Here is a 26,653-nt window from a genome sequence, read left to right as displayed (position 1 = left end):
TTCTTTATGAGCGAAGGCCGTCTTTTATCTCGTTCCGGTATGGGCCGGTCGCATCTGATTTACCGTGAGATATCGATCGTCATCGTCTTGAGATCGCACATATCCATCAACGTGTGACGGCCACCCGTTCGGCCGAGGCCGCTCTGGGTTCCCGCTGCACCACCTGCCGGAATATGCGGCTCCCAATAGCAGCTCTTCTCATTGACGTTTACGATGCCAACACGGAGGCTTTCGGTGAAGAAGAAGGCTCTCTTGATCGTGTTGGTGAAGACTGCGGCCGACAGGCCGTAAGGGCTGGACGCCGCAAGCTCCAATGCTTCTTCATCCGTGTCGAATGTTAGCACCGGGGCGACCGGGCCGAAGGATTCCTCGACGTTGAGGAGACTTTCGGGCGTCAGGCCGGTCACGACGGTCGGCTCGAAATAAAGATTGGTGGGCAACCCGGAAGCGATATTGCCTCCTGTCACGACGCGGGCCTGGCGGGCATGGGCATCGGCCATGTGGCTAACCATCTTGTCAAGCGAGGCGGCGTTGTTGAGCGGCCCCATCGTCGTCGATGGATCGAAGGGATCGCCCATGCGAACCTTGCCGGCAGCCTTGATCAGTCCGTCCACGAAGCGATCATGCACGGATCGATGCACGAGAACCCGCTCGGTTGAGGTGCAGATCTGTCCGGCATTGGCAAAGCAGCCGGCGCCGATCTCGGCGGCCGCCATGTCGATATCGGCATCGGCGAGCACGATGGTCGGGCCATTTCCGCCCATTTCGAGCAACAACGGCTTGCCGGCACCGCGACGGGCGATCGTCGCGCCCGTTGCAGAACTGCCGGTAAAGCCGATCGCATGCGTGCCCGGATGGATAACCGCTTCGTCGCCCACTTCCGCGCCGTCGCCGAGAACGAGGTTGATGACTCCATCCGGCAGACCGGCTTCGATCATGCATTCCATCAGCGCCACTGCGATAAGCGATGTTGTCGGTGCGGGCACCCAGACGACGGTATTGCCGGTCGCGACTGCGGGGCCGAGATAATAAAGGCAGGGAAGGGCCGCCGGGAAATTCCACGGCGTGATGATGGCGAAGACGCCCTTCGGCTGCAAGAAGCTGAAGGCGCGCTTGTTGGCATCGGCTACGGGGAAGGCTGCCGTCTCCAGCCATTTGATCTGTTCGGCAGCGTTGCGGAAGCCGAGTGCCGCCGCCGCAACTTCCCCCTTGGCCTCGGCATGAAAGGGCTTGCCCTGCTCCAGGCACAGGAGCCGCGCAAGCTCCTCGGCGCGGTGATCGATTTCGTCGGCGATTTTCATGCACAGGCCTGCGCGCGCAAAGACGCCCATCCTGCGCATGGTTTCGCGCGCGGCTTCCGCGGCAGCCACCGCACGCCCGACATCGGCGCGGGTCGATAGCGCCAGATATCCCAGCCTCTCGCCCGTTGCCGGACTATCGACCGCAAGGAATGTGCCGGCACTGCCCGCGACCCATTGCGAGCCGATGCGGTTGAGACCGATGCGTGCGCCGGCTTCCGTTTCCTTGACAACGGGTATGCCGCGCAGGTTGGGGCCGTCGATCGAGGATTTGAAATGGAATGTCATGGTGAGCTCCTTTGACCGTAGTCCGACTGGATCTTGAGGATTGTGGCGCGGCTGCGCGCGACGGCGGCGACAAACAGGGTTTCGCCGGCTTGTCTCGAGGCCTGCGAAGGGGTGCCGATGACGCCATTGTCGCGGATCGTCTCGAACGGCCGCCAGACGGTGACGGCTGAGCCGGCGAACAGATGCGGATCCGGCCAGGAGGGCGGAGTCGTGCCTTCCGGGATCAAAGACTCGCGAACGCTTGCCGGCACGACATGCATCATCAGGGATGTTTCGAGCGCGCAGGCGTGACCCGTGCCGCCGGCTGCGTCGGGCAGGACTTCGGCCGCCACATCGGCAATCAGATCGAAATAGCTGAAGCCGGCGGAGGTGATGCCGCGTTGACCAAGCTTGGTTATCGCCACCTGCATGGCGGCGCGGTTGCCGCCGTGTCCGTTGAGGATGACAGGCAGAAAGCCGTCCTCGTAGAGGCAGGTGCAGAGATCGACCAGGACAGCGATAAATGTGTCCGGGCTCAGGCTCATCGTTCCCGCAAAGGCGCGGTGATGATGCGAAGAGCCATAGGCCAGGGGTTCGCAGACGCGCATGGTCTCTTCGCCTTCGGCCGCAGCGAGCGCCACGGCATGGGCAAGCCAGATATCGACGCCGAGAGGCAGATGCGGACCATGCTGTTCGACTGCGCCGACCGGCAGGATTGCGACCGGTCGCTTCGGCCCGCTTTCGCTGAGCATCTTTGCATCCGGCGAGGTCATGAAGGCAAAACCGGTGGCGCCCTTGGTGCTGGTTTTGTCGTTGGAAGAACTCATCGCGCGGCCCCCACGAGCCGAGCCTTCGCATAGGTCATGCCGGCATCGACAAGAAGTGCTGCGATGATGATGGCGCCCTTGTAGAGCTCCAGACTCGACGGGTCCGTGCCGAAGATGCGCAATGCCGTAGTCAAGAGGCTGACGATCAGCGCGCCGACGACGGCGCCCCAGACAGTGCCGCGCCCGCCAAAGATGCTGGTGCCACCAAGAACGGCAGCGGCGATCGCATCGAGCAGCAGCGAGGTCCCGCCAATATTCGGCGTGACGATGGGAACACGGCTGATCATGACGAAGGCGGTCAGAAAGACGAAAAGGCCGGATGCGCAATAGACGAGGATGATGTGCCTGGTGACCGGGATGCCGGCAAGTTGTGCTGCCGCCGCGTCCGAGCCGAGGGCATAGGTCCTGAGCCCGAATGCGCTGCGGCGCATCAACACGGCAGCGATCAGGACGATGATGAGCGTTGCGAAGATGACGTTGGGTATGCCGAAGCTGCGCTCGACGCCGATGAACTTCAAGGTGGGCTCGCGCAGCACCAGCACACCCTTGGAGGCAACGCCGAGCGTTGCGCCCTGTAGTGCCACCATGGTTGCAAGCGTCGTGACGAAAGGCGGGATTCTCAGCAGCGCAATGACGAGGCCATTTATAAGGCCGACGAGGAGCATGGTGACGAGTGCTATTGCGAGCGCACCGGGCAGACCGAGGCCTGCATCGATCAAGGTCGCGATCAGCACGGCGCAGAAGGCAACGCCTATACCGGCAGAGAGGTCGATGCCGGCGGTCAGGAGCACGATCAGCGCTCCAATAGCGAGCACCGCAATGGGGGTCGCCTGCGACACGATATTGATCAGGCTCTGCGCCGAAATCACGCGCGGATCTGCGGCACTGAAGACCAACAGCAGCAACCCCAGCAGGATTACCGGCGAAAGGTGGAGAACGCGCCTCAGTCGAAGGTTGTTTGTCGTCGTCATCGTTGGTTTCGCCTCAAATCGCCCAATCTTCCACCGTTTCACGTCTGCCGGTCTCGACGCTGCGCAGGATGGCATCGTTGACGGCAACGGCCCGCAAGGCATCCTCGACCGGCATGACGAAGGGCTTTTCGGATCGGACAGCCCAAATGAAATGCCTGACCTCCTCGTAGAGATCGCCGGTGATATGCCCGTTTGTCGTCGGCCAGTGCTGACTATCGGGCATGGACCAGGACCCACGCGACAGCAGGCGCAGCCCGTGGTCGCGGACATCGAGATCAATCAGTCCTTCTGTTCCGACGACTTCGGTGCGCGCCCATATGCCTGTCGGAGTTGCATCCGGCAGCGTCCAGCCGAAATAGAGCTGGCCGCTCATGCCGTTCGACATTTCGACCGTCGAAAAGATTGCATCCTCCGAGGCGACGCCGAGCGAGGGCATGAGCTTGGAGACCGAGCGTGAATAGACCGCGGTGATATCGGCACCGCTGATCCATTGCAGCATGTCGATATCGTGGATGCCCAGATAAAAGCAGACGCTGGATTTGCCGTTCATCCGCTGGCCGACATCGCGCTTGGTGAAGCGGCCGCTGCTGGCGTGGATCGGTTGGCCGATGCGGCCCTCGCGGACGGCGGCAGCCGCCTCGCAATAGCGGGGATCGAAGCGAAGAATATGGGCGACGAGCAGACGCGCGCCGCTTCCTTTCGCGGCCCTGGCGATGGCCTTGGCCGCATCGAGCGTATGAGCCATCGGCTTTTCGAGAAGGACCGGCTTGCCAGCCTCCAGCAATTCGCAGGTGACGGCTTCGTGCAGCCGGTCGGGTGCGGCGACGATATAGGCATCGGCCGCGCCGGCACCGAGAGCCGACCCGGCATCCGCAAAATGCGAAACACCGAACTCTGCTGCTGCCTGTCTGCCAAGCTCGGCATTCGGGTCGACGATCGCGGATATTTCGGCAAGATCACTGTCGGCGACCACGCGGGCATGCAGTAGCCCCATGAAGCCGGCACCGACGATGGCTATGCGCAGTCTGTTCATCGAACGCTCCTCACGCAACATGTTGCGGCGCGCCAAGGGCGTCGCTCGGATTGATATTCGGAGGGCGGATGCTTTCGCTGAAGGCCAGCGCCATAACATCCTGTTCGCTGGCGCCGCGGCCAAGTTCGCCGACCGAGCGGCCCTCACGCATGACGATGATGCGATCGGCGACGCCGAGCACTTCAGGCAGTTCGCTCGATACCATCAGGATGGCGGCGCCCTGCCGTTTCAACTCGGCGATGAGGTGGTGCAGCTCGGACTTGGCGCCGACATCAACGCCGCGTGTCGGCTCGTCGAGCAGGATGATTTGCGGTTTCGTCGCCAGCCATTTGCCGATGACGACCTTCTGCTGGTTGCCGCCGGAAAGCTCGATCGTCCTCTTGTCCAGCTGGGCCGGCCGCACCCCGAGCGAGGCGATCAACTCACCCGCCAAACGGCTGATCCGGCGCGGTGACAGCAGGCCGAAACGGCTGTTCCCGCGTATCCAGGCGAGCGAGAGGTTGTCGCGGATCGACATGGTGCCGACAAAGCCCTCAAGGTGCCGGTCTTCCGGTATATAGACGATGCCGGCGCGGTTCGCGGCCTTGATGTCGCTGCCCGACTGGTTTTTGCCGAAGATCTCGATGGAGCCTTCATGCAGAGTTTCCAGGCCGGCGATGAGGCGCAGGACTTCCGAGCGGCCGCTGCCCATGAGCCCGGCAATGGCGACGATCTCGCCGCGATGGACACAGAGCGAGGCCGATTTCAGCAGCTTGCCGTTCGAGGCGTCGAATATCTCGATCGCCTTTTCGCGAATATCGGCCTTGAGGTAGGGAAAGATGTCGCCTAACTCGCGACCGACCATCATGGAAACGATCTCCGCCTCGCTCGTCAGCCGCGTCTCGCGCTCACCGATGAATTTGCCGTCACGCAACACGACCACGCGGTCACATTGGCTGAATATCTCCTCCATCTTGTGCGAGATGTAGAGAATGCCGGCGCCACGCTGCCTGAGCTTGGCAATCAGCTCGTAGAGATGATCGCGCTCGCGATGGGAGAGGGCGCTCGTCGGCTCGTCCATGATGAAGAGCCACGCGTCGGAGAGAATGGCGCGGGCGATTTCCACCATTTGCTGGCGTCCGACGGAGAGAGTCCGCAATTCTGCATCGATGTCGATATTGAGCGACAGCTCCCGCATGATCGCTGCCGCCTCTCGGCGCATGCGGCGGCGGTCGAGCAAGCCGAAGCGGTTGTGCGGCTCGCGGCCGACGAAGAGGTTTTCGGCGACGGTTAGATCGGGTGAAAGGCTGAAATGCTGATGGATGACGCTGATACCCTGCGCATCGCTCGGGGCATGAAAATCGACCAGGCGGCCGTCAATGGCGATCTCGCCTTCATCGGGCCGGTAGACGCCGGAAATGCACTTTACCAGGGTCGATTTACCGGCACCATTCTCGCCGGCGAGCGCTACGACCTCGCCTGACGATATAGCGAATGAAACGCCGTCCAATGCCTTGACGCCAGGGAATGTCTTGCCGAGGCCGCGCAGCTCAATGCGGCGACCCGCAGGCATCTTCGCCGCGTCGTTCTGAGGCATGGTGGGCTTCATCGTCTGGCTCTTGCGCCGACCACTACCAATGAATGTCGTAATACTCTCCGGCTGGCTGGCCAGAACTGCAATGAGGATGAGGGCTGCAGTGATGTAATAGATGGCGATCTGCGGCACCTGCAGGAATGAAAGTCCGGTATTGATCACACCGAGAAGCAACGCCCCGATCGCCGTGCCCCAGATGGAGCCTTGGCCACCGGAAAGCTTGGTGCCGCCGACGATTGCTGCGGTGATGGCGGTGAATTCGAGGCCGGTGCCGGCAAGCGGCTGCGCTGAGCCGAGACGGCCGATCGTCAGGATCGCGCCCAGCCCGGCAGTGGCGCCGGCAATCAGATAGACCGAGATGCGCACCAGGGTGACCGGCACCATGGAGGCCCGCGCCGCATCGGCATTGCCGCCGACGGCATAGATCCAGCGGCCATAGACGGTGCGGGCAAAGACGAACCACCAGGCAAGGAGGCAGATTGCGGCCACGACGATTGCCGCCGGAATTGGCCCGACGCTTTCGCGTCCTGCATAGAGGATGATCGGATTGTCGATGGCGATGCTCGATGCGCCCGAAAGGCTGAGCGAAAGGCCGCGTGCGAAGGCCATGGTCGCAAGTGTCGCAATGAAGGGAGAGATGCCGGCAAAGCCGATCAGCACCCCATTCAGCAGGCCGATGACGGAGCCGGCGAGGATCGCCGTTAGAAGCGTTGCGGCAGCCGAACCGGTCGATGCATAGACGAGGCCGGCGGCCACACCGGAAAACGCCAGCGTGCTGCCGACAGAGATATCGATGCCGCGGGCAATGATAACGGCGGTCATGGCGAAGGCGATAAGCGCGATGACGGCACTCTGCTGCGCGATGCTGACGAAATTGCCTGTCGTCAGAAAGCGTGGATCAATCCAGCCGAACACGGCGACGGCAATGGCAAGGACGATGACAAGAACCGGCTCGTTGCGGCGGAGCAGGGAAGAGATCTGGTTTCGAAGCATGGTTGGCCGCCTCTCGAACACGATACGCATCGCCCGCACGGGCGAGGATTCAGGATGTTCACGGAGTGGGGGCAGCCGGGGCGAATGCGCACCGGCAGCCCTGCGTCGACTTATTTGCCGACTGTCATCGCCGAGGTCGGGACCTTGGGTCCGAGCTGTTCGGTATAGTTCTTTGCTTCCACCGCTTCCTTGTCGGTGTTGATATGCTCGAAGCTGAGACCGGCCTTTTTCAGTTTTTCCGCCGTCGCGTCAGAGGTCACGAAATAGGTCGGCATGAAGAGATCGTTCGGCATTTTCTCGCCGTTGGCAAGACGCGCGGCCACGGCAATATTCCAGTAGCCGACACGATATGCACCCGTCAGGACGTCCATCACCATCTTGCCGCTCTCGATGAGGTCCTTCATTTCGGCATCGCCGTCATAGCCGCCATAGATCAGGTTGACGTTCATCGAACTGGCGACGGAATCGGCCGCAAGGCAAAGGCTGTCGGAAATGCAGGCGATGGCCTTCAGATCAGGATAGGTCGTCAGCCATGTCTGAGCGGCGTTGGTTGCCTTGGCGGCATCCCATCCGGTCGGCTCGATGCCGACGATCTTGATCTTGGGGAAGTCCTTCTTCATCGTCTCGACGAAGCCCTTTTCGCGCGTGTCTGACACGAAGTTGCCGCGAGAGCCGACGAGCAAGGCGATCTCGCCCTCGCCGCCGAGCGACGTGCCGACGGCGCGCGCAACCATCGACATGTTGTCATAGTCCGGATAGAGCGTCGAATAGTTGCCGTCGGCCTCGACCTTGTTGCCCATGGTGATGACCGGGATGCCGGCAGCCAGCGCCTTCTTGATGGCGGGCACGACCGCATTCTTGTCGATCGGATCGATCAAGATGGCGCTAACGCCCTGGTTGACGAAATTTTCGATGATGCCAACCTGCTTTTCCAGGCTGCCTTCGGCGCTCTGCCAGGTGGTCTTGACGCCATAATCCTTGCTGGCGACGTCGCCGGCTTCCTTCATGCGGACGAAAAATGAGTTTTGCAGATCGATCGCTGCCAGGCCAAGAACCTTGTCCTTTGCGATCGAAGGGGTTGCCAGCGCCAGCGCCAGCAGGGTGACGGATGCTTTCAGAAGTGTGCGCATGTTTCAGTTCTCCTCTGCCTTGAAGGCTTTTCGTGATCATGACGGGCGTTGTCTCGCCTCTTCTTCACATTCTGTCCGGTAAGTCATTGTTCCCAGTGACGCGACCTGCCGGGGTTTGGCGCTTTGCGCTTATTCTTATATAGTGTTTTCTAAAGATGCCAGAATTATTCAACCTTTACGCGTTAAAGCCATCGATGCCGGAGCCGCAGACAAGCCCGGCGATGCGGCTGCCCGGCGGTGGGCGGATCGCACCCGACATGAGCGCGGCCAGCGAAGCGGCACCGCTCATATCCGCGGCGATCCCATACTCGAACCACAGCAATGCCGCAGCACGTTGCATGGCGTCATCGTCGATCAGAACGATATCGTCGACATTGCGCCGCGCGATCTCATAGATACCCTCATCGGTGCGGCCGCAGGCCATCGTCGCGACCCTGGTGGTGACCTCGGCAAGCCGCACAACGCGGCCGGCGTCGAAGCAGGCGCGCAGTGTCGGCGAGCCGATGGGTTCGACCCCGATGACGCGCGCCTTTGGATTGACAGTCTTGATGACCTCGGACATGCCCGCGATCAGCCCGCCGCCGCCGATGGCGATAATATAGAGATCGGCCTCCGGCAGCTGTTCCAGCATCTCCAATGCAACTGTTCCCTGTCCTGAAACGATGGCCTCGTCTGCGAAGGGATGCATGTAGAATGCGCCCTCTTGCTCGGCAAAGATAACGGCCGCTTCATGCGCTTCGTCCCATACTTTGCCGGCATAACGTACATCGGCTCCCAGCCGGCGTAACTTCTCTTCTTTGACAGGACTGGCATTGCTCGGCAAAAAGATCGTCGCCGAAACACCGCACTGACGCGCCATATAGGCCGTGGCTAAGCCGTGATTGCCGCCGGAAGCCGCGACCAAGCCGCGCTCAATATGTTCGGGTGACAGCGACTTGACCCTGTTGGCCGCACCGCGGATCTTGAAGGAGCCGCTGACCTGCAGGCATTCAAGCTTCAGATGGAAATCGTTGCGCAGATCGAAGCCGGCACAATGTTCGAGTTTGAGTACCGGCGTGCGGCGCACGAAAGGTTGAATGCGGGCGGCTGCGGCCCTGATGTCTTCATAGGTCATCACTCAACGCCTCCGGATATTCGTTGGCCAGCACGAAGCAGCAATTGCCGGGGCGGACCCGGCCGGGCTGGCGCTTGGCGAAGACGATACCATCGATGGGGTGATGCAGGATCACCGGCTCCCGGGCGGGCGAACGCAGAAAATGGATGCGGCCGGCCACATCGCCGGCTTTTACTTCAGTGCCGAGCTCGCTGATCGGTTCGAAGACACCATCGTCGTCGGAGAGTATGTAGCCTTGGCTGCCCGGCACTTTAAGCACGCGGGCGTTCGCTTCCGCCGGCATGTCCGGAGCGCCTTTCAGCACGCCGGCATGCTTGAGGACATTGCGGATGCCGCGGCGGCAGATGGCGAGCGCATCCTGGCTGACCAGGCCGCCGCCGGCCATCTCGCTACCGATGACGATCAGGCCCTGCTGGTTGGCTGCTGCCGTGGATGTGCGCATCTCGCCGAGATTGTCGACCATGACAACGGTCGGCGCGCCGAAGGCTAGGGTGGCCTTGATGTTGCGGCGATGCCCTTCCGACGTCGGGGATGGCTCGATGATGGCGCTTGGGAGGATCATGAGCGACGAGCCGCCTGAATGCAGGTCGAGGAAGTAATCCGCAATCGGGAAGAGGTAGTCGTTCACATAGGCGGCGGTCTGGCTCGTCAGCGTGCCATTGAAGTCGCCCGGAAAGCTGCGGTTGAAATTGAGCCCGTCGACGGGAGATGTCCGCTGGCCGGCTTCGACGGCCCGGACATTGATGGCCGGAATCGCGATGATGCGGCCGGTCACGTCGGCCGGATCGATTGCGCGCAGAAGTTCGCCAAGCGCAATCGGTCCTTCATATTCGTCGCCATGATTACCGGCTTCGATCAGCACCGTAGGGCCGTCACCATTCTTGACGACGGCGAGCGGCACCTGAACCGTGCCCCAGGCATCGTCATTTGGTGATTGCGGCACACAGAAATAGCCGATTTGCTTGCCCGGGCGGTCAAGGTCAATGGATGTGAAAATGCTGTTGCGACGGGGTGTCTCCAGCTTTCGTCCCGGCGTCTCTGATTTCACCACGCTTAGATTGCTCATCGAAACTACTCGTCCTTGCTATTGGAGGCATCATGGAGGTTTTATATATAGTGTCAAGTTCAAATATGAAACGAATGACAAGAGCAGCGGCAATTTCTATGGTTGGCTTCCCAAGGAGGATTCGATGAGATGAGCAATGGTTCCAATGAGAGCGGCAAGCTTTCCTATTCGGCACCGGCCCTGACCAAAGGCCTGGAAGTCCTGGAGCTGCTTGCCGAAGCCGATACGTCCATGACGATGAAGGCGATCGCGGATGGCCTGGGCCGTTCGAAAAATGAGATCTTCCGCATGCTCGTAGCGCTGCAGGAGCGCGGATATATAGACCGGGATCCCGAAACGGACGCCTTCTCGCTGACCGACCGGCTCTTCAAGCTTGGCCTGCATACCCCAACCACGCAGGATCTGATGTCGGCCGCCATGCCTGAGCTTTCGACCATCGCCATGGAATGCCAGCAGTCGCCGCATCTTGTCGTCGTCAATCACGGATTGACCGTCGTTACCGCTGCCGTTCCGGGCGGGGAGGACATGTCCTTCACGCTGAAGCTTGGCTACGGACGCCTCGCGACGGATTCGACCTCTGGCCAGGTCATCCTGGCCTTCCAGTCAGCCGCCACGGCAAAACGGATTGTCGATGAATGCCAGGGACGATCTTCCACGCCCATCGACCGCAAGGCGCTCGACAAGGAACTGGCAGCCATCCGCGGAAGGGGCTACGAGCTGCACGACAGCCGCGACTTCGTCGGCATCACCGATATTTGCTGCCCGATCATCGGTGCCGATGGCAACGCGATTGCGTCCATCATCATTGCTTATGTCAATCGCCACACGCGGGAGAGCCGTCACGCGGCCACGTTGAGTGTCTTGCAGACAGCCTGCGACCGTATCTCAAGCCGGCTGTCGCCACGTCTGCGCTCTCCGAAGGAGATGACCGCCAGGGGATGATGGGCATCGAGGCGCGGCGGTTTCGGCGCGAAGGCGGCTAGCCCTTTACCGCGCCTGCCGTCATCGAGCCGGAGAGCTGCCGGTACATGACGAGGCCGAGGAGCGCCGGCGGCAGGGCACCGATGATCATGACCGCCGATGCCATGCCCCATTGCACGCCACCACCGCTGGCGGCAAAGAAGAATGAGGCGCCGACGGTCATGGGCACGGCGCGGCTGGTCGTCAGCATCAGCCCGAAAAGGAATTCGTTCCAGGCGGTGATGAAGCCGAAGATGAAGGTGGTCACGAGCGCCGGGCGTACCACCGGGCGGATGACCCTGATCATGATCTGGAAGACGCTGGCACCATCGACGGTGGCCGCTTCGTCCAACTCCAACGGTATGTCCGATATCGCATTCACCAGCATGACGAGGGCAAGGGGAATGTTGACGATCGTCAGGATCAGGCCGAGGCCGATCTGCGTGTCGAGCAGTCCGAGCCATTGATACATCATGTAGAGCGGGATCGCGAAGACGATGAGGGGGACAGCGCGCAGATTGATGACGAGCGGCAGCAGGAGCCTTTGCCCCATTTCGCCGCGGGCAATCACATAGGCAGCCGGGAAGGAGAGCAGGATCGCAAGGGCCGTGCCGATGAGCGCAACCACGGCGCTGTTGGCAAGATAGAGGAAGATGTTGAAGCGCTCGGTCTCCGTGAAGACCTTGATGTAATTGTCGAAGGTCGGCTGCTCGATCCACAGGCCGGGATTATTGGAGATCTCGCGCGTCGTCTTGAACGAGGTGATGAGCGTGACGATGATCGGGAAATTCATGGCAAGGACCACGATGCAGTAGACGATCCAGCGTAGCGACTTCAGCATCCTATCTCTTCCTTCGTGCACTCAGCCAGTTCAAGCCGGCAAGGACCAGTAGCGAGGTGACGAACAGGACGACGGAGGCCGCCACCGCCTTGCCGATCGCGCCCTCCTTGAAGAAGGCCTGATAGATGTAGATCGAAAGCGAGGTCGTCGATCCGCCGGCTCCGCTGCCGGTGAGCGCGTAGACATTGTCGAAGACGCGGAACCCGTCGATGAAGCGGATGAAGAAGGCGACAACCAGCGTCGGAAGCATCAGCGGCAGATCGATGCGCCATAGTCGCTGGAGGCCCGTCGCGCCGTCGAGTGCGGCTGCCTCATGCACATCCGCGGGGATGGCGATATAGGCGACATAGAAAAGCAGGAAGGCGAATGGTGTCCACTGCAGCACTTCGATGACAATGAGTGTGCGAAAGGCATTGGTGTAGTCGAGGAATGCGGGGCTGTCGCCGAACCATTCGTAGAGATAGTAGGGGACAGGTCCGGCGAACTCGTGCAGCACGAGCCGGTACATCAGGCCGACCATGGCGGGTGCGACCATGAGCGGCAGCATGAGCGGCGCCATCAGCACCGGCCGCGCCGACAGCAATGGTTTCAGGAAAATCGCCAGGAAGAGACCGAGCAGACACTCGCTGACGGCGGTGATGATGCCGAAGCGCAGCGAGAACCACACTGATTGCCAGAACGCCGCTTCCGTCAGGGCCGTGACGTAATTGCCAAAGCCGCTGATCTGCGGACTGCGCAATGTTTCGAACGAGACCGTCGACACCGAATAGACAAGATTGAGAAGGGCTGGAAAGCCAAGGAACAGCAGCAGAAACCCGACAAGGGGTGCCAGGTAGAGCCTGCCTTCGGTGCGTTTTACGAGAGCCATGGTGTCAGCAGCAGCGGCCGGATGCCTTAAAGCGGGCATCCGGTCCTGTCCTTATTTCTTCAAGAGGTCCTGCATGCCGGCCTTGGTGTGGGCAAGCGCGTCATCGAGGCTCTGCTGGCCGGACCAATAGCCTGTGAATTCCTTGGCCTGCAGCTCATAGACCGAAAGCGCCTTGGCGGAAGTAGCGCCGGTCATCACATAGCCGTACTTGCTGGCAAATTCCCCGAGCTTGACCAGATCGGGACGCTCCTTGGCCACTTTTGCAACGACGTCGGGTGTCAGCGCCGGGGAGCCGCCCGCGCGGGCATAGGCAAGGGCCGCGTCTTCGGAGGACAGCCATTTCAGAAACTTGACGGCGCCCTCCTTGTTCTTGGCGTTCTTGTTCAGGCCGAGGCCGAGACCGTGAATATGGTCGGCGCGCCCATTTGGCCCGGCTGGCGGCGCGACGACACCGGTGACATCAGCGACGGCAGGCGATTTCTTGGCATCGGTCAGTTCGGCCGCAGCGGCATTCCACTGCAAGGCGGTCGCCGCCTGTCCTGAGCTATAGGCCGCGTTGGTTTCGGCATATTCGTAGCTGAGTGAATCCTTCGGCGAGACGCCGGCGTCGTAGAGCGTTTTATAAAGTGTCAGAGCAGTCTTGTAGGCGTCGGAATCGACGATGATGTTGCCGCTGGCGTCCATCCAGTCGCCGCCATAGGCGCGGGGAAGGGATTGGAACACCATCATGTTGAAGAGCAGGTTCTTCATCTGCAGCACGGCGCCATAGCGCACGGGGCTCTGGCGGTTCACCTGCTTGCTGAAATAGAGCGACGTTGCCGCCCAGTCATCCCATGTCCATTCGTCAGGCTGCTTTGGAGCAAGCTCCTTGCCGAGATACTTCTTTGAGATCTCGGCATATTTGGCCTTGGCTTCGGGGTCGGCGATAAGTGCGTCGACGAGATCCTTGCGGTAGTACATGAAGTGCAGGGAGAGGTCCGTCGGCACGCCATATTGTTTGCCGTCGAACTGCATGGTCTTCAATACCGTATCGCCGAACACCTTTGTTGCCTCGGCGTTGAGCTCGATCGGCTCCATATAGGGAGCGTAACGGCCGATCGAATAGGTCGCGACGAGGTTGACGTCGAAAGCGTCCGAGCCGGCAGCCATATCGGCCTGCAGCTTGTCGAAGAAGCCGTCGCGATTGAAGAACAGCAGCTCGATCTTGTCGGCGTCGGACGCGGTCTTGTTGTAGAGGTCGGTGGTGGCGCGCAAGGCGGTTTCCTCAGAACCACCCGGCCAGCCGAGCACGACCACCTTGGCGTTTGCGAGGCCCGGCAATGCCGTTGCCGACAGCATCAGGGCGAGCATTGCAGACGATAAGTATTTGAATTTCATTATTGTTCCCTTTCCTTTATCGTTGTTTTTGACTTGCATTGGGCTTGTTTACCGATCGCGCCTCGCAAGATCGGCGGCACCGATGATGCCGGCATGGGGGCCAAGGCTGGCGGCGACCAGATGTGGTGCGATATGCGCGGAAAGTCCCGCCAACTGGGCCTCGACGGCATCGAGATAGCCGGGCGCCAGGCCTATGCCACCGCCGATGACGATGCGCTTGGGGGCAAGCATCATCTGAATGTCGCGGCAAAGGAGTGCGACGCGCGACGCCGATTGCGCGATGATGGCCTGCGCCCAGGCGGCGCCGTTGCGTGCTTGCCAGAATATTTCCGGGGCTTCGGCTGGATGTCCGACGCTCGCCGATTCGGCGGCCATCCAGCGGCCGGAAACGATGTCTTCCAACGGAGATTGGCCGAGCGTCGGGCTACGAACCAGGCCGAAATGGCCGGCAAGACCAAGCAACGGGCGTCCATTCACCACCACGCCACCACCGATGCCGGTCGAGATGGTCAGGAAGACGGTGTCTTCATTTTCGCCCGCTCCGAACCTGTGCTCGCCCCAGGCCGCCGCCTGGGCATCATTGACAGCGAAGGCCGGTTTTTTGAACAGCGCGCTGGCTTTCGCCACTAGCGTATAGCCATCCGGGATCGCAAGCGTCGCGGGATTGAGCGCCGACCAATGCCCGTCGCGGATGAGGCCGGTCGCTGCGATACCGATGCGGTCATACTGACCGTTCCAAGGCTCTGCCTGTTCGGCGACTGCCGCCAGCCAGGCGTCGGGTCCCGCCTCCCGGCTGGTTGCGATGGTTGCCTCGGCCAAAACTCGTGATCCGTGAACCAACGCTGCAAGCATCTTGGTGCCGCCGATATCAATGGCGAGCGTTGCTGCATCTTGCTCCGAAAAGGCGGCTGAAATCGCTTCGCGAAACCATGAGGTCACGTGCTCGGTGCGCGTGATCGCCGATCCGACGACGACGGCGCAAGCGCCGGCACGCGCCGCTTCGGCCGCCTGTTCCGGCGTGCGGATGCGGCCCTCGGCGATCACATAGGGCGTCAGCTGCCGGATGGCTGTGATCAATGCGATGTCCGGCTCCACCGGCTCGGGGCCGCCGACATAGCCGGACATGGTGGTGCCGACGAAATCGACGCCTGCCGCCAGCGCTCGCTTCGCATCATCCAGGCACGAGCAATCCGCCATCGATAACAGGCCTCTCGCCTTGATGGCGGCGAGAAGCGTCTCGATCGTTTCGGGCCGAGGTCGGTCGGTCGCATCGAAGGCGATGATGTCGGCGCCGGCATCAGCCAAAGCCTCGACATCGGCGACGAAGGGTGTGATGCGCACGGGGCTGTCATCGAGATCGCGTTTGATGATTCCGATGATCGGCGCGTCGACGGCAGCTCTAACAGCGGCGACATAGGCTGACGATTCGATGCGCAGTGCCCGCGCGCCGGCCGCCAGCGCCGCTTGCGCAAAGGCGGTGACGAAAATTGCCTCGTCCATCGCCCCGTCAGGCACGGGCTGGCATGAGACGATGAGGCTTAGATTGAGATATTCCTTGCGCATTCGGCACCCCTTTCAGAGCGCCACGATAGACGACACTTACCAGAAAGCAACCGGTTTTAAACTGGTATTATCTCTGAAGCTCGAAGACGAAATCATAGACTTCGCCCTTGTAGCGTGTTTCGCAATATTCGACGATCTCGCCGTCACCGAGAAAGCAGCGTCGCTCCGTCGTCAGGATCGGGGCTCCCGGCTCGCAACGCAGATGCTGAGCGTCTTCGAGAGAGGCCGCACGCGCCCGCATCCTCTGGATGGCACGCCGGGGTAGAAAGCCGCGCTGGGCAAGCGCGTCGTACAGGGAATCGCCGACCGAAGCAGGCGAGGGGAGAAAGCGCACCGGCACCGCCGCATGCTCGACCGCAATCGGAGCGCCATCGGCGGTTCGCACCCTGCGCATGCGCAAGACCTGTGCGTTTGCGGAAATGCCGAGCGCCATCATTTCAGTTGGCGAGGGACGAGTTAACTGTTTGGAGAGCCATATGCATCCGGGCTCCATTCCGCGGGCGCGCAGGTCTTCGGAAAAGCTGGTCAGCGTGGAAAGCGACTTCTCGACCCGGGAGCCGATTTCGCTGCGCGCGCCTTGCCGCCGGCTGAGCATGCCTTCCTCTTCCAGCATGGCAAGCGCCTTGCGAACGGTAACCCTCGATAGCGAAAGAGCTTCGGCGAGAGACCGTTCACCCGGTAGTACCGAGCCGGACTTGAACGCATGGTTGCGGACGGCCGCTTCGATTGCTGTCTTGAGCCGCTTGTAGAGCGGCATCCCTTGCGTGCCGGAGGCGAATTCGCTTCTGACCAGCTCTATAATTTCATTCGCCAAGGAGAACCTACCCTTCCACGGAGCGACCACGGATAATTTTCATCCTGTTCGCTACTGGTATTATTCTGAACAGCTTTTGATGATCTGTCGAGGGAGGGTAGGTAGATGCCGGGATGGGCAGAAGGTGAAAAGACTCCGCCAGGGCTTTTAGGAGGCGGCTGCGCGGCGTTGTGGCTGAATGGTGATACGTGGCTTGGTAGCGACCCGCAGCGGGGCTTTGGGCGCGGCGCGAGAAACAGGTGCGATAGGCGTCGTGGGGGTTTTGGTCGCTCTCAGCCAGCGCTGAATAGCGTCAAAACCTGGCTGCGCCGCTCGCTTGAACTCTGGGCTCATTTCCGCGTCCATGCCACAGAGCGATGCGATTTCCTGCCAGTCTACTCTTCCGGCGCGCAATGGAGGACGCGACTGGAAGACGACGAGCCCGATCATGAAGCCCTTGAGGTTTTCGAAGCTGCGGGGCTGCAGCAGCGGCGCGAGCCGCAGATCGCAAAAATCCGAGATCTTGCGTTGGAAAACATCGGAGGCGGAGCTTTTCTTTACGGGCATTATTTATTCCTTGCATGCGACCTCATCCAAAGGCCGGGGTGTGCGCGCTAAAGCACGGAAGTTAACGAAACGCAAACAACCGACCGTTTGGCCGCTTTCAATTTTTTGATGTGCCGGTATTCGGCAATTGAGGGGAAAATCACGCCGTGATTGGAGACAGCGTTCTTTCTTCGGTGCGATACATAGGCATTCGAGTCTGGATTGTCACCCGCTAAAACCATGAAAAAACTGTAACTTGCCTCGCATGCCAATGAGAGCGACATTTGCCTTGCGCCGGATTTGTGAGGTGAAAGACATGTCAGTCTTGGAAATGTTAGTAAGACGCCGGATGCAGGAAGAATATGCCAAGGGCACATCCCCAGAGCGGATTACCCGGCTCCTGCAGGAATTCTTCAACGGGACAGAAGCCTCCCACGCAGACGCTGCCCCGCGCCAGTCTTCCGGCAATCGATAGCAATCAACCCATAAACTGAAAGTGACCGGCCCTCGTTTTTTCCGAGAGCCGGTCTTTTGCCAGGCAGAGCAAACCCTGCAGCTGATACCGCTATTGCGCGTCGTTCTGCTCAGGCAGGTTTCCGATTGCCGTCATGATCTTGTATGCGGCCTTGACGCGTTCCGGGATCGGATAGTTCTTGTTCGCAAGCAGGACGATGCCGATCTGCTTGGACGGAACGAAAGCCGCATAGGCACCAAAGCCATTTGTCGAGCCGGTCTTGTTGAGCCAGCTGTCCTTGCGTGGCTGTTGCGGCGGCGAGAGGCGGGTGATCTTATGCGGGTCGAGAGCCATGTCCGACGAGTTGCCTTCCAGCAGTCGGGCAAGCGTTGTCGGGTAGGCGTAGATCTCCCAACCCAGACCCTGCGTCGTATCGCCGACCGTGTAGAAGCCGACATGGGTCGCCGCGATTGCGTGCTGCAGCGTCGGGTCGAGCTTGGAGCTGTCCATATTGGCTTCGAGAACGCTGAGCATGTCGGGTGCGGTGGTCTTTATGCCATAGGCCTGCGTGTCGAGAACGCCAGGGTTCACCCGGATCGGCTTGCCCAGCTTCGAATAGCCATAGGCGTAATTGCCCATCTCGCCGGGCGGGACGCGGACGAAGGTATTGTTGAGGCCGAGCCCTCTGATGATCTTGTCCTGCATCAGCGTATCGAATGGCTCGTCCATAGCTTGGGCCGCCAGATAGCCAAAGAGGCCGATGCTCGTATTGGAATAGAGCCGATAGGTGCCGGGAGCATAGGACGGGCGCCAGTTACGATAATAGGCAATCATCTTGTCGTTGTCGGTCACATCGTCGGGAAACTGCAAGGGCAGGCCGCCTGCGCTATAGGTGACGAGATCGAGAAGGCTTATCTTGTCGAAGCTCGTGCCGGAAAGCGCCGGCAGATATTTGGTTGCCTTGTCGGCAAAGGACAGCTTGCCGCTGACCTCAGCATAGGAGCCAAGTGCCGCCGTGAAGGTCTTGCTGATCGAGCCAAGTTCGAAGAGCGTGTCGTCCGTGACCTTCTGGCCGCTCTCTTTCGAGGCAACCCCATAATTGAAGGTATAGCGCTTGCCCTTGACGGTGATGCCAACGGCCAGTCCCGGGACATCGTTTTCCGCCATCAGCGGCTGAATAATTGCATTGACGGCCTGCTCCATTTGCGCCTGCTCGCTGCCATCGGCAGCGTGCGCGGCAACACCATAGAAGAGGCAGCTGGCGACGGCGCCAAGCTTCCGCAGTGAAATGAAATGCGTGTTCAAGATGATATCCTTTTGGCGGTGCTGGCCGTATGGCATACGTGGCGGCCGGAGCGGGGATTGAAGAGGGATGGCCATGACTGTGCTCGCCGTTACGCGGCTGCTGTTTCAGATCTCGGCGGCAATGCGGCCGATCTCGGCGATGATCGAATTGCGTGCGTCGGCGGAGATCCCCGGTATCTCGCAATAGGCAGTTACGATGATCGGTGCGCGATTTGTCGGCCATAGAACGGCTATGTCGTTGGCATTGCCATCCTTGTCGCCATTCGTCCCGGTCTTGTCACCCGCCAGCCAACCCTTCGGAACGCCGGCACGCAAGCGGGTGTCGCCGGTCTTGTTGGTCATCAGCCAGGCGGCAAGTTGAGATCTCGAAGCCGCAGACAGCAGATCGCTGAACAGAAGCCGCCGGAGATTTTCCAGCATTGCGGCGGCTGTCGTGGTGTCGCGCTGGTCGTCCGGCTTATCGTGATAATTCAGGGTGGGCTCCGTGCGATCGAGCCGGGTGATATCATCGCCAAGGCTACGGCAGAAGGCGGTCAGAGCCTTGGGGCCGCCAAAGCTAGCGAGCAGAAGATTAGCCGCCGTGTTGTCACTGAGCGTCATGGCTGCCGCACAGAGTTCCGCGATAGTCATGCTGCCGGTTTCGAGCTGAGCCCCGGTTGCCGGAGAGCTTTCGACAAGATCACTCTTCGAATAGGCAATGCGCCGGTCGAACTTCTCTTCGCCTTTGTCGACGCGGGTAAGCACCAAGGCTGCTATCAACGTTTTAAAGGTGCTGCATATGAGCATGCGCTCACCGGCGCGATGATCGACACGTCGGCCGCTTGCCAAGTCGAGAATGCTCACGCAGATGCGGCCGGGGTATTTGCTCTCGAGTGCGGCGAGCCGCTTTTGCTGACTGCTGCTCTCCTCGGCGCGGCCATTCGTCGTTGCTCCTGCCAGAACGGGAATCGCAAGCAAGCTGCCGGCAAGGGTCTGCCGGCGTGACAATAGGATCGTCATTCCTGTTTCCACTTCGATGTTCATTGGGTGGAGGCGTGCGCGATGGAGCCCGTGGACGTCATTGGGATCCTGCAATCACCTCACGACGCAGACTATGGCGCCGCTTCGTGCCCTAGACAAACGATCAATTTTGGGCTTAGTCATGAGAAAAACTTGGGCTTAGGACACAATGGACATTTCACAACTGCCGCTGAACGCTCTGCGGGTTTTCGAAGCCTCGGCGCGGCATTGCAGTTTTACGCGGGCAGGGCTGGAGCTTCGCGTGACGCAGACGGCCGTCAGCCATCAGGTGAAGGCGCTGGAAGACGTGCTGGGAGTGACCCTGTTCAAACGTCTCCCACGAGGCCTGGCGCTTACCGATGAGGGGCATGCTCTGCTCCCGGTGCTGACCGACGCGTTTCGCCGTATGAGCGCCACCTTGAGCCAGCTGGAGGAAGGCAATTTCGATGAGATACTGACAGTCGGCGTGGTCGGCACCTTCGCGATCGGCTGGCTATTGCCGCGATTGAGCGGCTTCAAAGCGCACTATCCGCATGTCGATCTCAGGCTGAAAACCAACAACAACCGCGCCGACATGGTGTTGGACGGCCTGGATTTCTTTCTGCGCTTCGGCGATGGCGCTTGGCATGGAACCGAGGCGATCCATCTGATGGACGCGCCTCTGTCCGCGGTTTGCACGCCGGCGATCGCCGAGCATCTGCGTGGGCCGGCCGATCTTGCGGAGGCTGAGCTGCTGCGCTCCTACAGGCTCGACGAATGGTCTCTTTGGTTCAGGGCGGCAGGCCTCCCGACGCCCCATCTTCGCGGCTGGATGTTCGATTCGTCGTTGACGCTGGTGGAGGCCGCCGCGCGTGGCGTCGGCGTCGCGCTCGTTCCTGTTGCGATGTTTTCGCACGAGATCGAAGCGGGCCGGATCGTCCAGCCGTTCCAGATCACGGCCGTCACCGGCAGCTATTGGCTCACGCGCCTGAAATCGCGTGGGGAAACGGCATCGATGAAAGCGTTCCGGCAATGGCTGATTGCCGAAATCGACGAGTTGCCATCATAGGTGGCGTAGATCCTTGCCAACCCAGGGCACTGCTTGGGGCTGGCGAATCCTCTGAGCCGCTACGCCTAGCTTGCGAGCTTCAGTCTCACGGCACCGGTCCGCGTGCCTGAGCGCACCGTCTTGAAACGGCCGACCAGACCGGCAAGCTCGTTGCTGATATCGGCGAGGTGCCGGGTCGAGGCATTCGTTTCCTCCATCAGCGCCACGTTCTGCTGCGTCATCTGATCCATGTTGCGGACCGCCGAGTTGATTTCGCTGATGCCGACGGCCTGCTCCTGTGTCGAGCGGGCAATAGCGCCGACATTCTTGTCGATGGAGGCCACCTGGTTACCGATGAGCTCCAGCGCTTCGCCGGTACGGTTGACCAGTTCCACGCCGCGGCGAACGTCGTTGGAGGAGCGGTCGATCAGATCCTTGATTTGCTTTGCGGCAGCAGCAGAGCGCTGTGCCAGTTCGCGGACCTCCTGTGCGACGACGGCAAAGCCCTTGCCCTGTTCGCCGGCCCGTGCAGCCTCGACACCGGCGTTTAGTGCCAGCAGATTGGTCTGGAAGGCAATCTCGTCGATGACGGAGATGATATCAGTCATCTTGCGCGACGAAGTCTCTATATCGTCCATGGCCGATACGGCCTGCTGGACGACATCCCGGGACCGCTCGGCCTCCGAGGCTGATTCCTTGACGATTGCCTGGACTTCGCGCGTCCGTTCGGCCGTCTGTTCGGAGATCGTGGTGATCTGCTCGATGGCCGCCGCACTTTCCTCCAGCGCAGAAGCCTGTTGCTCGGTGCGTCTCGCCATATTGTCCGCAGCCGATGAAATCGAGCCGGCCTCGTCGCGAACGCGGGTCACGGAATCGTCTATGTGCCGCATTGCCGTTCCAAGAGAGGCGAGAGATTCGTTGTAATTGCTCTTCAGGACCTCGAATTCGGCCGAGAGGGTTTCCGTGATCTCTGCCGTCAGATCGCCGTTTGCCAGGCCGGTCAAGGCGAGGCCGAGTGCGTTGAGGGCACGCTCCTGTTCCTGCTGCGCCGCTGCGCGCTCGGCTTCGGCCTTGTCACGCTCATCGGCCAGCACCTGCAGGTAGACCGAAATGCCGTAGTCCATGTCGACGAGCGCTGCCTTGATGATGGCGGACAGGCGGCGCGCGAGAGCCTGTTCGTGCTTGCGCAACAGCACGCCCTTCAGCTGCTGTGCGACGACCGAGCGCACGATGCCCTCGAGGATCACGGCATAGCCGCCAATATACCAGCGCGGCTCCAGCCCCAGGCGTGCATGGGTCCTGCCGACAGCCGAGACTGCTTCGACATAATCGGGGCCATATTGGCCCAATGCGATCGTCTTCCAGTGTTCCCGCTGCTTGGATTTGGCATGGGCTACATGCTGCTGCGACGAGAAAAATTTCGACATTGCCGGGTGCTTGGCGATCTTCTCATAGAAGACGTCAAGGGAATCTTTGACGGCAAGCTCGATGATCGGCTGCAACTCCGCAAGGGCCTGACGGGCGTCCTGCCCCAGTCCGACAAAGTCGAGCCGATCGTTCAGCTCGTTCATTTTCGATGCATGCACCATGGTCTGCTCCAGTAAAGAAATTACAAGAGGTTAGGGCACGGCCATGGTTAATAATTCATTAGATTTGCTGGCCATTTTCGGGGTGAGGAGTGCCGCGCAAGATCAGGTGGCATTGACTGCAAGAGCTCCCTGGCGTGTCACCTCGATCAACGACTCCATGCTCAGGAAAGGCCACGGCCGAGTGGCGCCCATCTTACATTGGGGACGATGCATTGGCGTCGCTCAGTTCCGCATGATGCCGATCGTGTGCAACCATAGTGCGGCCTGCGCTGGCCAGTCCGTGATGGGTAGCTCATTCCGCCGCAGCCCGAATGCATGGCCTCCATTTGCGTAAAGGTGCATTTCAGCCGGCACATGCGCTTTCGACAGCGCGGCGTAGTAAGCCAGCGACTGATGGATGCCATCCTCATAATCGTCTTCTGCCTGAACCAGGAATGTCGGCGATGTAAGACTGGATACCGGAATGTTAGTGTTGAACGTGTCGTCCCGGTTCGCAAGATGCCCGGGATAGATGGCTATGGCGAAATCCGGCCGAGCGCTTTCGTTATCAGCCTTGTCTACCTGGGGATACAGACGGTGCTCGAATAGCGAGCTGATCTCCGCCACAAGGAAACCGCCAGCCGAGAACCCCAGAACGCCAACCTTATGGGGGTCGACGTGCCATTGATCCGCGTGATCGCGCACCAGCCCCATTGTTCGCTGCAGATCCTGCAACGAAGGCTGCGATACCTTTAGATTATGGGGGCGGCAATCGCACTGCCAGACATATGGTGCGCTCGGAACCCTATACTTCAACAGCACGCATGTCATGCCGATGGAGGTAGCCCAATCGCAGACCTCGGTGCCTTCAAGATCAATCGCAAGGACCTGGAACCCTCCTCCTGGAACCACGACCAACGCCGCTCCGGTATTCTTTCCCTTGGGTGGGTAGACCGTGATCGTTGGGTTGGTCACATTGGTGACGTTGGTCACGGTTTTTCCCGCTATAAGCTCCGTGCTGACGGAGACATCCTCCGGTCCCCGTACAGGCGGTGCGTCCGGGACTGCCCCGGGCCATAGCGTGATTTGTGTAAGCCCTTCCGGGGCCTGCCAGATCATCGGTTTCGCCTGTGCGATCCCGCTTGCCGCCAGCAGTGCCAAGACGATACCCAAGCGCTTCATCGAGCTCCACTCCGTTTTGCACTCAAACCGGATCAATGGCCGAGCGATCAGCGCCAGCCGAGAGCCGGTGCGACGTGGGTCAGGATCGCCTCGATCACATGAGCGTTGTATTCGACGCCGAGCTGGTTGGGCACCGTCAGAAGCAGGGTGTCGGCCGCCGCAATCGCCTCATCCTTGGCCAGTTCCTCGATCAGCTTGTCGGGCTCCGCAGCGTAGCTGCGGCCGAAGATGGCCCGCGTCTTTTCGTCGATGAAGCCGATCTGGTCCGCCTCCTTGCCGCTGCTGCCGAAATAGGCGCGGTCGAGATCGTTGACCAGCGCGAAGATGCTGCGGCTCACCGAGACCCGTGGCTCGCGCTTGTGGCCGGCTTCCTTCCATGCTTCGCGGTAGATCCTGATCTGATCTGCCTGCTGGACATGGAACGGCTCGCCGGTCTCGTCGTCCTTGAGCGTCGAGCTCTGCAGGTTCATGCCGAGCTTGGCGGCCCACTTGGCGGTCGCATTGGAGCTTGCGCCCCACCAGATCCGCTCGCGCAGGCCTTCCGAATGCGGCTCCAGGCGCAGAAGGCCGGGGGGATTGGGAAACATCGGGCGAGGATTGGGCTTGGCAAATCCTTCGCCGCGCAGGATGTCGAGCAGGACTTCGGCGTGCCGGCGCCCCATATCTGCATCGCTTTCGCCCTCTGCCGGCGCATAGCCGAAATGGCGCCACCCGTCGATCACCTGTTCCGGCGAGCCGCGGCTGATGCCAAGCTGCAACCGGCCGCCGGCGATCAGGTCGGCCGAGCCGGCATCCTCCGCCATGTAAAGCGGGTTCTCGTAACGCATGTCGATGACGGCGGTGCCGATTTCGATGCGGCTGGTCCTGGCGCCGACGGCGGCCAATAGCGGAAACGGCGAGGCAAGCTGGCGGGCAAAGTGATGCACGCGAAAATAAGCGCCATCAGCGCCCAGCTGCTCGGCGGCGACAGCGAGATCGATCGATTGAAGAAGCGTGTCAGCTGCGGATCGCGTTTGCGATTGGGGCGAGGGCGTCCAGTGGCCGAATGAAAGGAATCCGATCTTCTTCATGGTCCCGCTCCGCTGCTCTGGTTCGCTCAGCTTTGTGTCATGACATGATTTTGGCCGCCGATACAAGCGGTGTGAAGGTATCTTGCCAATGCCGGGAGTGCCCCCGGTATCAAACAGAAAAGGGTCCGCCGATACGGCGAACCCAGGAAGATCGTTGCAATCGACCGCCGCTGCGCCGCGGTGGCCGTTTAGAGATCATTACTTCGCGGGCTTGATGGAGCCGATGATGTCGAGCACTTCCTTCTCGTGCTTGGCCTGATCGTCCTTGGAGCCCCAATAGGTGAGCACGAGGATCTTGTTCGGTGCCGGAGAGAGAACGCCGAGATTGATGTTGACGGGGCCGTCCGCATCGGTGCCTTGCCAGTTCAGGATCGACATCTTCATGCCGTTGACTTCGTTGCTGTCGTCGTCCTTGCGGGTGCTGGCGTCGATCTTCACACCGTTCTTGTCGAGGAAATCGACGGCATCGCCGATCACCTTTTCGACATTGTCGCCGCTGGCGACATCGAGCGCGAAGTAGATGGCGGCATCAGGCGAATTGGCGTCGATGCCGGTCTCGGTTTCCTGCGGCTTCCAGTTGTCGGGGATGGTGACGCTGGCAATCGGCGCTTCGCTCGGGAAGGCGAGCGTCTTGGCATTTGCGAGCATTGGAAAGGCCGCGAGCGCGGCCGCGATGAGCAGTATCTTTTTCATGGGGCTTCCATTCTGTCTTTGTATTGTTGGTCATTGTTCAACCTCGGCCGATGCGCGAGATTGGTAGCGTTTCGGCAGTCTAGAAACGGCCGCTCAAGGAGCACGGCCGATCAATCAGCCGGCCGAAGCGATCTCGAAATCCTGATCGAAGGAGCTCGTCTTTCCCGAGGTCATGTCATAAAGCGTATAGCGCAGCTTGTATTTGCCAGCCGGAGCACCGTCGACGTTCAGGGTCATGTCGAGCTTGAACTCCATGTTCTGCTTGTAGCTTTGAAGGGTGCTGTCCAGGAAGCCCTTCTTGCTCCACACGACATCCCCGCTGGCGTCGACAATGGCGAGGTCGGCAACGAGGTGAAGTTCGTAGCGGTTGTCCGCAAGCGGTTTCCAGCCGTAGCCGATCGGTTCGGCATAGGTGAGGATCGGTTCGCCGGGTTTGAAAACGTTCGAGTCCCGCTTCTTGTAAACCCCGTAACCGGTCGACGGCTCCGAGACAAAGGTGACGTTCTGCTGCGAGAACGGCACCTTGCTCCAGGCCTCGATCACTGCCTTTTGCGCCACCGCCAGATCTGCCAATGGATCGGCATGGGCGACGGCGGCAAACGATATCGCAAATATCAATAGAAGCACTTGCCGCATCGCATTCTCCAATCAGCTTGATATTATTTCATACCGGGAAGCGCCGGAAACCGGTAAGGCCGGCATGGTTTTCATTGTTTCGTTCCCAACCGCGCGCGAGTTGCATCAATCGGCTTGGTTGGTGTCGACGCTTCCCGGCTCGTCTTATTCGTGGATCGTGTAGGTGCCGAGCTCGCAGAGGTTCTGAGTGTCGGTCGTCGTATCGAGGTTGGAGCCTTCCTCGAATTCAAATTTCATGTCGTATTTGCAGACGGTCCGCCCGTCGCCGATGGTGATGTCCATGCTCTCGCCGGGGTTCAGCACCTGCTTGCCGAAGACATCGTCTTCCCAATTGTTGACGCCGACCGGCGAGGTGTAGAAGTTGGTGAGAACGGACTTGGTACCGTTCTTGAGGGTGAAGGTCAGGTCTTCCGCGCTCGCAACGCCTGCGAGGCAAAAGAATGCTGCCGACGCCGCGAGGGCGAAGCGAAATTTCGTCATCGAATTAATCCTTTAGTCC

24 protein-coding genes are annotated in these 26,653 nt (G+C 60.5%); 2 read left to right on the top strand and 22 right to left on the bottom strand.

Going from position 1 to position 26,653, the window contains the following annotated elements; all coding sequences use genetic code 11:
- Positions 1-59 precede the first annotated feature (59 nt).
- The 8 genes from A6U86_RS16040 to A6U86_RS16005 all read right to left on the bottom strand — a co-directional run bounded on the left by A6U86_RS16040 (position 60) and on the right by A6U86_RS16005 (position 10,272).
- Entirely contained in the window at positions 60-1,586 is a 1,527-nt protein-coding gene (locus A6U86_RS16040) for an aldehyde dehydrogenase (protein WP_083196852.1), read from the bottom strand.
- Positions 1,583-2,392 carry a creatininase family protein gene (locus A6U86_RS16035; protein WP_068392979.1) on the bottom strand — a complete coding sequence of 270 codons (810 nt, stop codon included), beginning with the start codon at positions 2,390-2,392 and terminating at the stop codon, positions 1,583-1,585. Before A6U86_RS16035 ends, A6U86_RS16040 begins: the two co-directional genes overlap by 4 nt.
- Positions 2,389-3,363 carry an ABC transporter permease gene (locus A6U86_RS16030; RefSeq protein ID WP_068392976.1) on the bottom strand — a complete coding sequence of 325 codons (975 nt, stop codon included), beginning with the start codon at positions 3,361-3,363 and terminating at the stop codon, positions 2,389-2,391. Before A6U86_RS16030 ends, A6U86_RS16035 begins: the two co-directional genes overlap by 4 nt.
- A gap of 13 nt (positions 3,364-3,376) precedes the next feature.
- A complete protein-coding gene (locus tag A6U86_RS16025) occupies positions 3,377-4,396 on the bottom strand; it encodes a Gfo/Idh/MocA family protein (protein ID WP_141683712.1) in 1,020 nt (339 codons plus the stop codon).
- 10 nt (positions 4,397-4,406) lie between these two features.
- Positions 4,407-6,962: an ATP-binding cassette domain-containing protein gene (locus tag A6U86_RS34770; protein ID WP_083196887.1), complete on the bottom strand. Its 2,556-nt coding sequence runs from the start codon at positions 6,960-6,962 to the stop codon at positions 4,407-4,409.
- A gap of 110 nt (positions 6,963-7,072) precedes the next feature.
- Complete coding sequence (locus tag A6U86_RS16015) at positions 7,073-8,092, bottom strand: sugar ABC transporter substrate-binding protein (RefSeq protein ID WP_068392970.1); 1,020 nt, start codon at positions 8,090-8,092, stop codon at positions 7,073-7,075.
- A gap of 175 nt (positions 8,093-8,267) precedes the next feature.
- Positions 8,268-9,206 (bottom strand): threonine/serine dehydratase, encoded by a 939-nt coding sequence (locus A6U86_RS16010; RefSeq protein ID WP_083196849.1) that lies wholly within the window; start codon positions 9,204-9,206, stop codon positions 8,268-8,270.
- The gene (locus tag A6U86_RS16005; RefSeq protein ID WP_068392964.1) at positions 9,196-10,272 is read right to left on the bottom strand and encodes a succinylglutamate desuccinylase/aspartoacylase family protein; all 1,077 of its coding nucleotides are present in this window, start codon (positions 10,270-10,272) and stop codon (positions 9,196-9,198) included. The genes A6U86_RS16010 and A6U86_RS16005 overlap by 11 nt, the downstream gene beginning before the upstream one ends.
- 129 nt (positions 10,273-10,401) lie before the next feature.
- On the opposite strand from A6U86_RS16005, the gene A6U86_RS16000 reads away from it, so the two are divergent.
- Positions 10,402-11,214: an IclR family transcriptional regulator gene (locus A6U86_RS16000; RefSeq protein ID WP_068392962.1), complete on the top strand. Its 813-nt coding sequence runs from the start codon at positions 10,402-10,404 to the stop codon at positions 11,212-11,214.
- A gap of 37 nt (positions 11,215-11,251) precedes the next feature.
- Here A6U86_RS16000 and A6U86_RS15995 read toward each other — a convergent pair whose 3' ends face one another.
- The 8 genes from A6U86_RS15995 to bla form a co-directional block, all read right to left on the bottom strand.
- Complete coding sequence (locus tag A6U86_RS15995; protein ID WP_068392959.1) at positions 11,252-12,073, bottom strand: carbohydrate ABC transporter permease; 822 nt, start codon at positions 12,071-12,073, stop codon at positions 11,252-11,254.
- Between the two features lies 1 nt (position 12,074).
- Positions 12,075-12,941 carry a carbohydrate ABC transporter permease gene (locus tag A6U86_RS15990; RefSeq protein WP_068392956.1) on the bottom strand — a complete coding sequence of 289 codons (867 nt, stop codon included), beginning with the start codon at positions 12,939-12,941 and terminating at the stop codon, positions 12,075-12,077.
- A 51-nt stretch (positions 12,942-12,992) separates the two neighbouring features.
- Entirely contained in the window at positions 12,993-14,318 is a 1,326-nt protein-coding gene (locus A6U86_RS15985; protein ID WP_068394002.1) for an ABC transporter substrate-binding protein, read from the bottom strand.
- Between the two features lie 48 nt (positions 14,319-14,366).
- A complete protein-coding gene (locus A6U86_RS15980) occupies positions 14,367-15,881 on the bottom strand; it encodes a putative N-acetylmannosamine-6-phosphate 2-epimerase (protein ID WP_068392954.1) in 1,515 nt (504 codons plus the stop codon).
- A 67-nt stretch (positions 15,882-15,948) separates the two neighbouring features.
- Positions 15,949-16,638, bottom strand: a complete 690-nt coding sequence (locus tag A6U86_RS15975; protein WP_083196886.1) for a GntR family transcriptional regulator — start codon at positions 16,636-16,638, stop codon at positions 15,949-15,951.
- Between the two features lie 204 nt (positions 16,639-16,842).
- Positions 16,843-17,241, bottom strand: a complete 399-nt coding sequence (locus A6U86_RS15970) for a hypothetical protein (protein WP_068392949.1) — start codon at positions 17,239-17,241, stop codon at positions 16,843-16,845.
- Between the two features lie 544 nt (positions 17,242-17,785).
- On the bottom strand, positions 17,786-19,015 hold the full coding sequence (gene ampC / locus A6U86_RS15965; protein WP_083196848.1) for a class C beta-lactamase: 1,230 nt from the start codon (positions 19,013-19,015) through the stop codon (positions 17,786-17,788).
- 69 nt (positions 19,016-19,084) lie between these two features.
- Positions 19,085-19,978 carry a class A beta-lactamase gene (bla, locus tag A6U86_RS15960; protein ID WP_068393999.1) on the bottom strand — a complete coding sequence of 298 codons (894 nt, stop codon included), beginning with the start codon at positions 19,976-19,978 and terminating at the stop codon, positions 19,085-19,087.
- A gap of 169 nt (positions 19,979-20,147) precedes the next feature.
- Between bla and A6U86_RS15955 the strand changes: the two genes are divergently transcribed.
- Entirely contained in the window at positions 20,148-21,026 is an 879-nt protein-coding gene (locus tag A6U86_RS15955; RefSeq protein WP_068392947.1) for a LysR family transcriptional regulator, read from the top strand.
- Between the two features lie 65 nt (positions 21,027-21,091).
- On the opposite strand, the gene A6U86_RS15950 is transcribed toward A6U86_RS15955, so the two are convergent.
- The 6 genes from A6U86_RS15950 to A6U86_RS15925 form a co-directional block, all read right to left on the bottom strand.
- Positions 21,092-22,594 (bottom strand): globin-coupled sensor protein, encoded by a 1,503-nt coding sequence (locus A6U86_RS15950; RefSeq protein ID WP_068392941.1) that lies wholly within the window; start codon positions 22,592-22,594, stop codon positions 21,092-21,094.
- 222 nt (positions 22,595-22,816) lie between these two features.
- Positions 22,817-23,755, bottom strand: a complete 939-nt coding sequence (locus A6U86_RS15945) for an alpha/beta hydrolase (protein ID WP_068392939.1) — start codon at positions 23,753-23,755, stop codon at positions 22,817-22,819.
- A 47-nt stretch (positions 23,756-23,802) separates the two neighbouring features.
- Positions 23,803-24,825 carry an LLM class flavin-dependent oxidoreductase gene (locus A6U86_RS15940; protein ID WP_068392936.1) on the bottom strand — a complete coding sequence of 341 codons (1,023 nt, stop codon included), beginning with the start codon at positions 24,823-24,825 and terminating at the stop codon, positions 23,803-23,805.
- Between the two features lie 198 nt (positions 24,826-25,023).
- The gene (locus tag A6U86_RS15935; RefSeq protein WP_068392933.1) at positions 25,024-25,518 is read right to left on the bottom strand and encodes a histidine kinase; all 495 of its coding nucleotides are present in this window, start codon (positions 25,516-25,518) and stop codon (positions 25,024-25,026) included.
- Between the two features lie 114 nt (positions 25,519-25,632).
- Complete coding sequence (locus A6U86_RS15930; protein ID WP_068392930.1) at positions 25,633-26,154, bottom strand: hypothetical protein; 522 nt, start codon at positions 26,152-26,154, stop codon at positions 25,633-25,635.
- A gap of 144 nt (positions 26,155-26,298) precedes the next feature.
- On the bottom strand, positions 26,299-26,634 hold the full coding sequence (locus A6U86_RS15925; RefSeq protein ID WP_068392927.1) for a hypothetical protein: 336 nt from the start codon (positions 26,632-26,634) through the stop codon (positions 26,299-26,301).
- Between the last annotated feature and the right edge of the window lie 19 nt (positions 26,635-26,653).

Origin of the sequence: Rhizobium sp. AC27/96, assembly GCF_001692325.1 — a bacterium.
Lineage (GTDB): Bacteria > Pseudomonadota > Alphaproteobacteria > Rhizobiales > Rhizobiaceae > Rhizobium.
Note: the sequence above shows the minus strand (reverse complement) of the source record. Positions and strands in the feature narration are given on the sequence as shown.

Bases quoted from the DNA above. Each gene is read 5' to 3' on its own strand.
- A6U86_RS16040 (WP_083196852.1), bottom strand. From the start codon at position 1,586: ATGACATTCCATTTCAAATCCTCGATCGACGGCCCCAACCTGCGCGGC.
- A6U86_RS16035 (WP_068392979.1), bottom strand. From the start codon at position 2,392: ATGAGTTCTTCCAACGACAAAACCAGCACCAAGGGCGCCACCGGTTTT.
- A6U86_RS16030 (WP_068392976.1), bottom strand. From the start codon at position 3,363: ATGACGACGACAAACAACCTTCGACTGAGGCGCGTTCTCCACCTTTCG.
- A6U86_RS16025 (WP_141683712.1), bottom strand. From the start codon at position 4,396: ATGAACAGACTGCGCATAGCCATCGTCGGTGCCGGCTTCATGGGGCTA.
- A6U86_RS34770 (WP_083196887.1), bottom strand. From the start codon at position 6,962: ATGCTTCGAAACCAGATCTCTTCCCTGCTCCGCCGCAACGAGCCGGTT.
- A6U86_RS16015 (WP_068392970.1), bottom strand. From the start codon at position 8,092: ATGCGCACACTTCTGAAAGCATCCGTCACCCTGCTGGCGCTGGCGCTG.
- A6U86_RS16010 (WP_083196849.1), bottom strand. From the start codon at position 9,206: ATGACCTATGAAGACATCAGGGCCGCAGCCGCCCGCATTCAACCTTTC.
- A6U86_RS16005 (WP_068392964.1), bottom strand. From the start codon at position 10,272: ATGAGCAATCTAAGCGTGGTGAAATCAGAGACGCCGGGACGAAAGCTG.
- A6U86_RS16000 (WP_068392962.1), top strand. From the start codon at position 10,402: ATGAGCAATGGTTCCAATGAGAGCGGCAAGCTTTCCTATTCGGCACCG.
- A6U86_RS15995 (WP_068392959.1), bottom strand. From the start codon at position 12,073: ATGCTGAAGTCGCTACGCTGGATCGTCTACTGCATCGTGGTCCTTGCC.
- A6U86_RS15990 (WP_068392956.1), bottom strand. From the start codon at position 12,941: ATGGCTCTCGTAAAACGCACCGAAGGCAGGCTCTACCTGGCACCCCTT.
- A6U86_RS15985 (WP_068394002.1), bottom strand. From the start codon at position 14,318: ATGAAATTCAAATACTTATCGTCTGCAATGCTCGCCCTGATGCTGTCG.
- A6U86_RS15980 (WP_068392954.1), bottom strand. From the start codon at position 15,881: ATGCGCAAGGAATATCTCAATCTAAGCCTCATCGTCTCATGCCAGCCC.
- A6U86_RS15975 (WP_083196886.1), bottom strand. From the start codon at position 16,638: ATGCCGCTCTACAAGCGGCTCAAGACAGCAATCGAAGCGGCCGTCCGC.
- A6U86_RS15970 (WP_068392949.1), bottom strand. From the start codon at position 17,241: ATGCCCGTAAAGAAAAGCTCCGCCTCCGATGTTTTCCAACGCAAGATC.
- ampC (WP_083196848.1), bottom strand. From the start codon at position 19,015: ATGCCATACGGCCAGCACCGCCAAAAGGATATCATCTTGAACACGCAT.
- bla (WP_068393999.1), bottom strand. From the start codon at position 19,978: ATGACGATCCTATTGTCACGCCGGCAGACCCTTGCCGGCAGCTTGCTT.
- A6U86_RS15955 (WP_068392947.1), top strand. From the start codon at position 20,148: ATGGACATTTCACAACTGCCGCTGAACGCTCTGCGGGTTTTCGAAGCC.
- A6U86_RS15950 (WP_068392941.1), bottom strand. From the start codon at position 22,594: ATGGTGCATGCATCGAAAATGAACGAGCTGAACGATCGGCTCGACTTT.
- A6U86_RS15945 (WP_068392939.1), bottom strand. From the start codon at position 23,755: ATGAAGCGCTTGGGTATCGTCTTGGCACTGCTGGCGGCAAGCGGGATC.
- A6U86_RS15940 (WP_068392936.1), bottom strand. From the start codon at position 24,825: ATGAAGAAGATCGGATTCCTTTCATTCGGCCACTGGACGCCCTCGCCC.
- A6U86_RS15935 (WP_068392933.1), bottom strand. From the start codon at position 25,518: ATGAAAAAGATACTGCTCATCGCGGCCGCGCTCGCGGCCTTTCCAATG.
- A6U86_RS15930 (WP_068392930.1), bottom strand. From the start codon at position 26,154: ATGCGGCAAGTGCTTCTATTGATATTTGCGATATCGTTTGCCGCCGTC.
- A6U86_RS15925 (WP_068392927.1), bottom strand. From the start codon at position 26,634: ATGACGAAATTTCGCTTCGCCCTCGCGGCGTCGGCAGCATTCTTTTGC.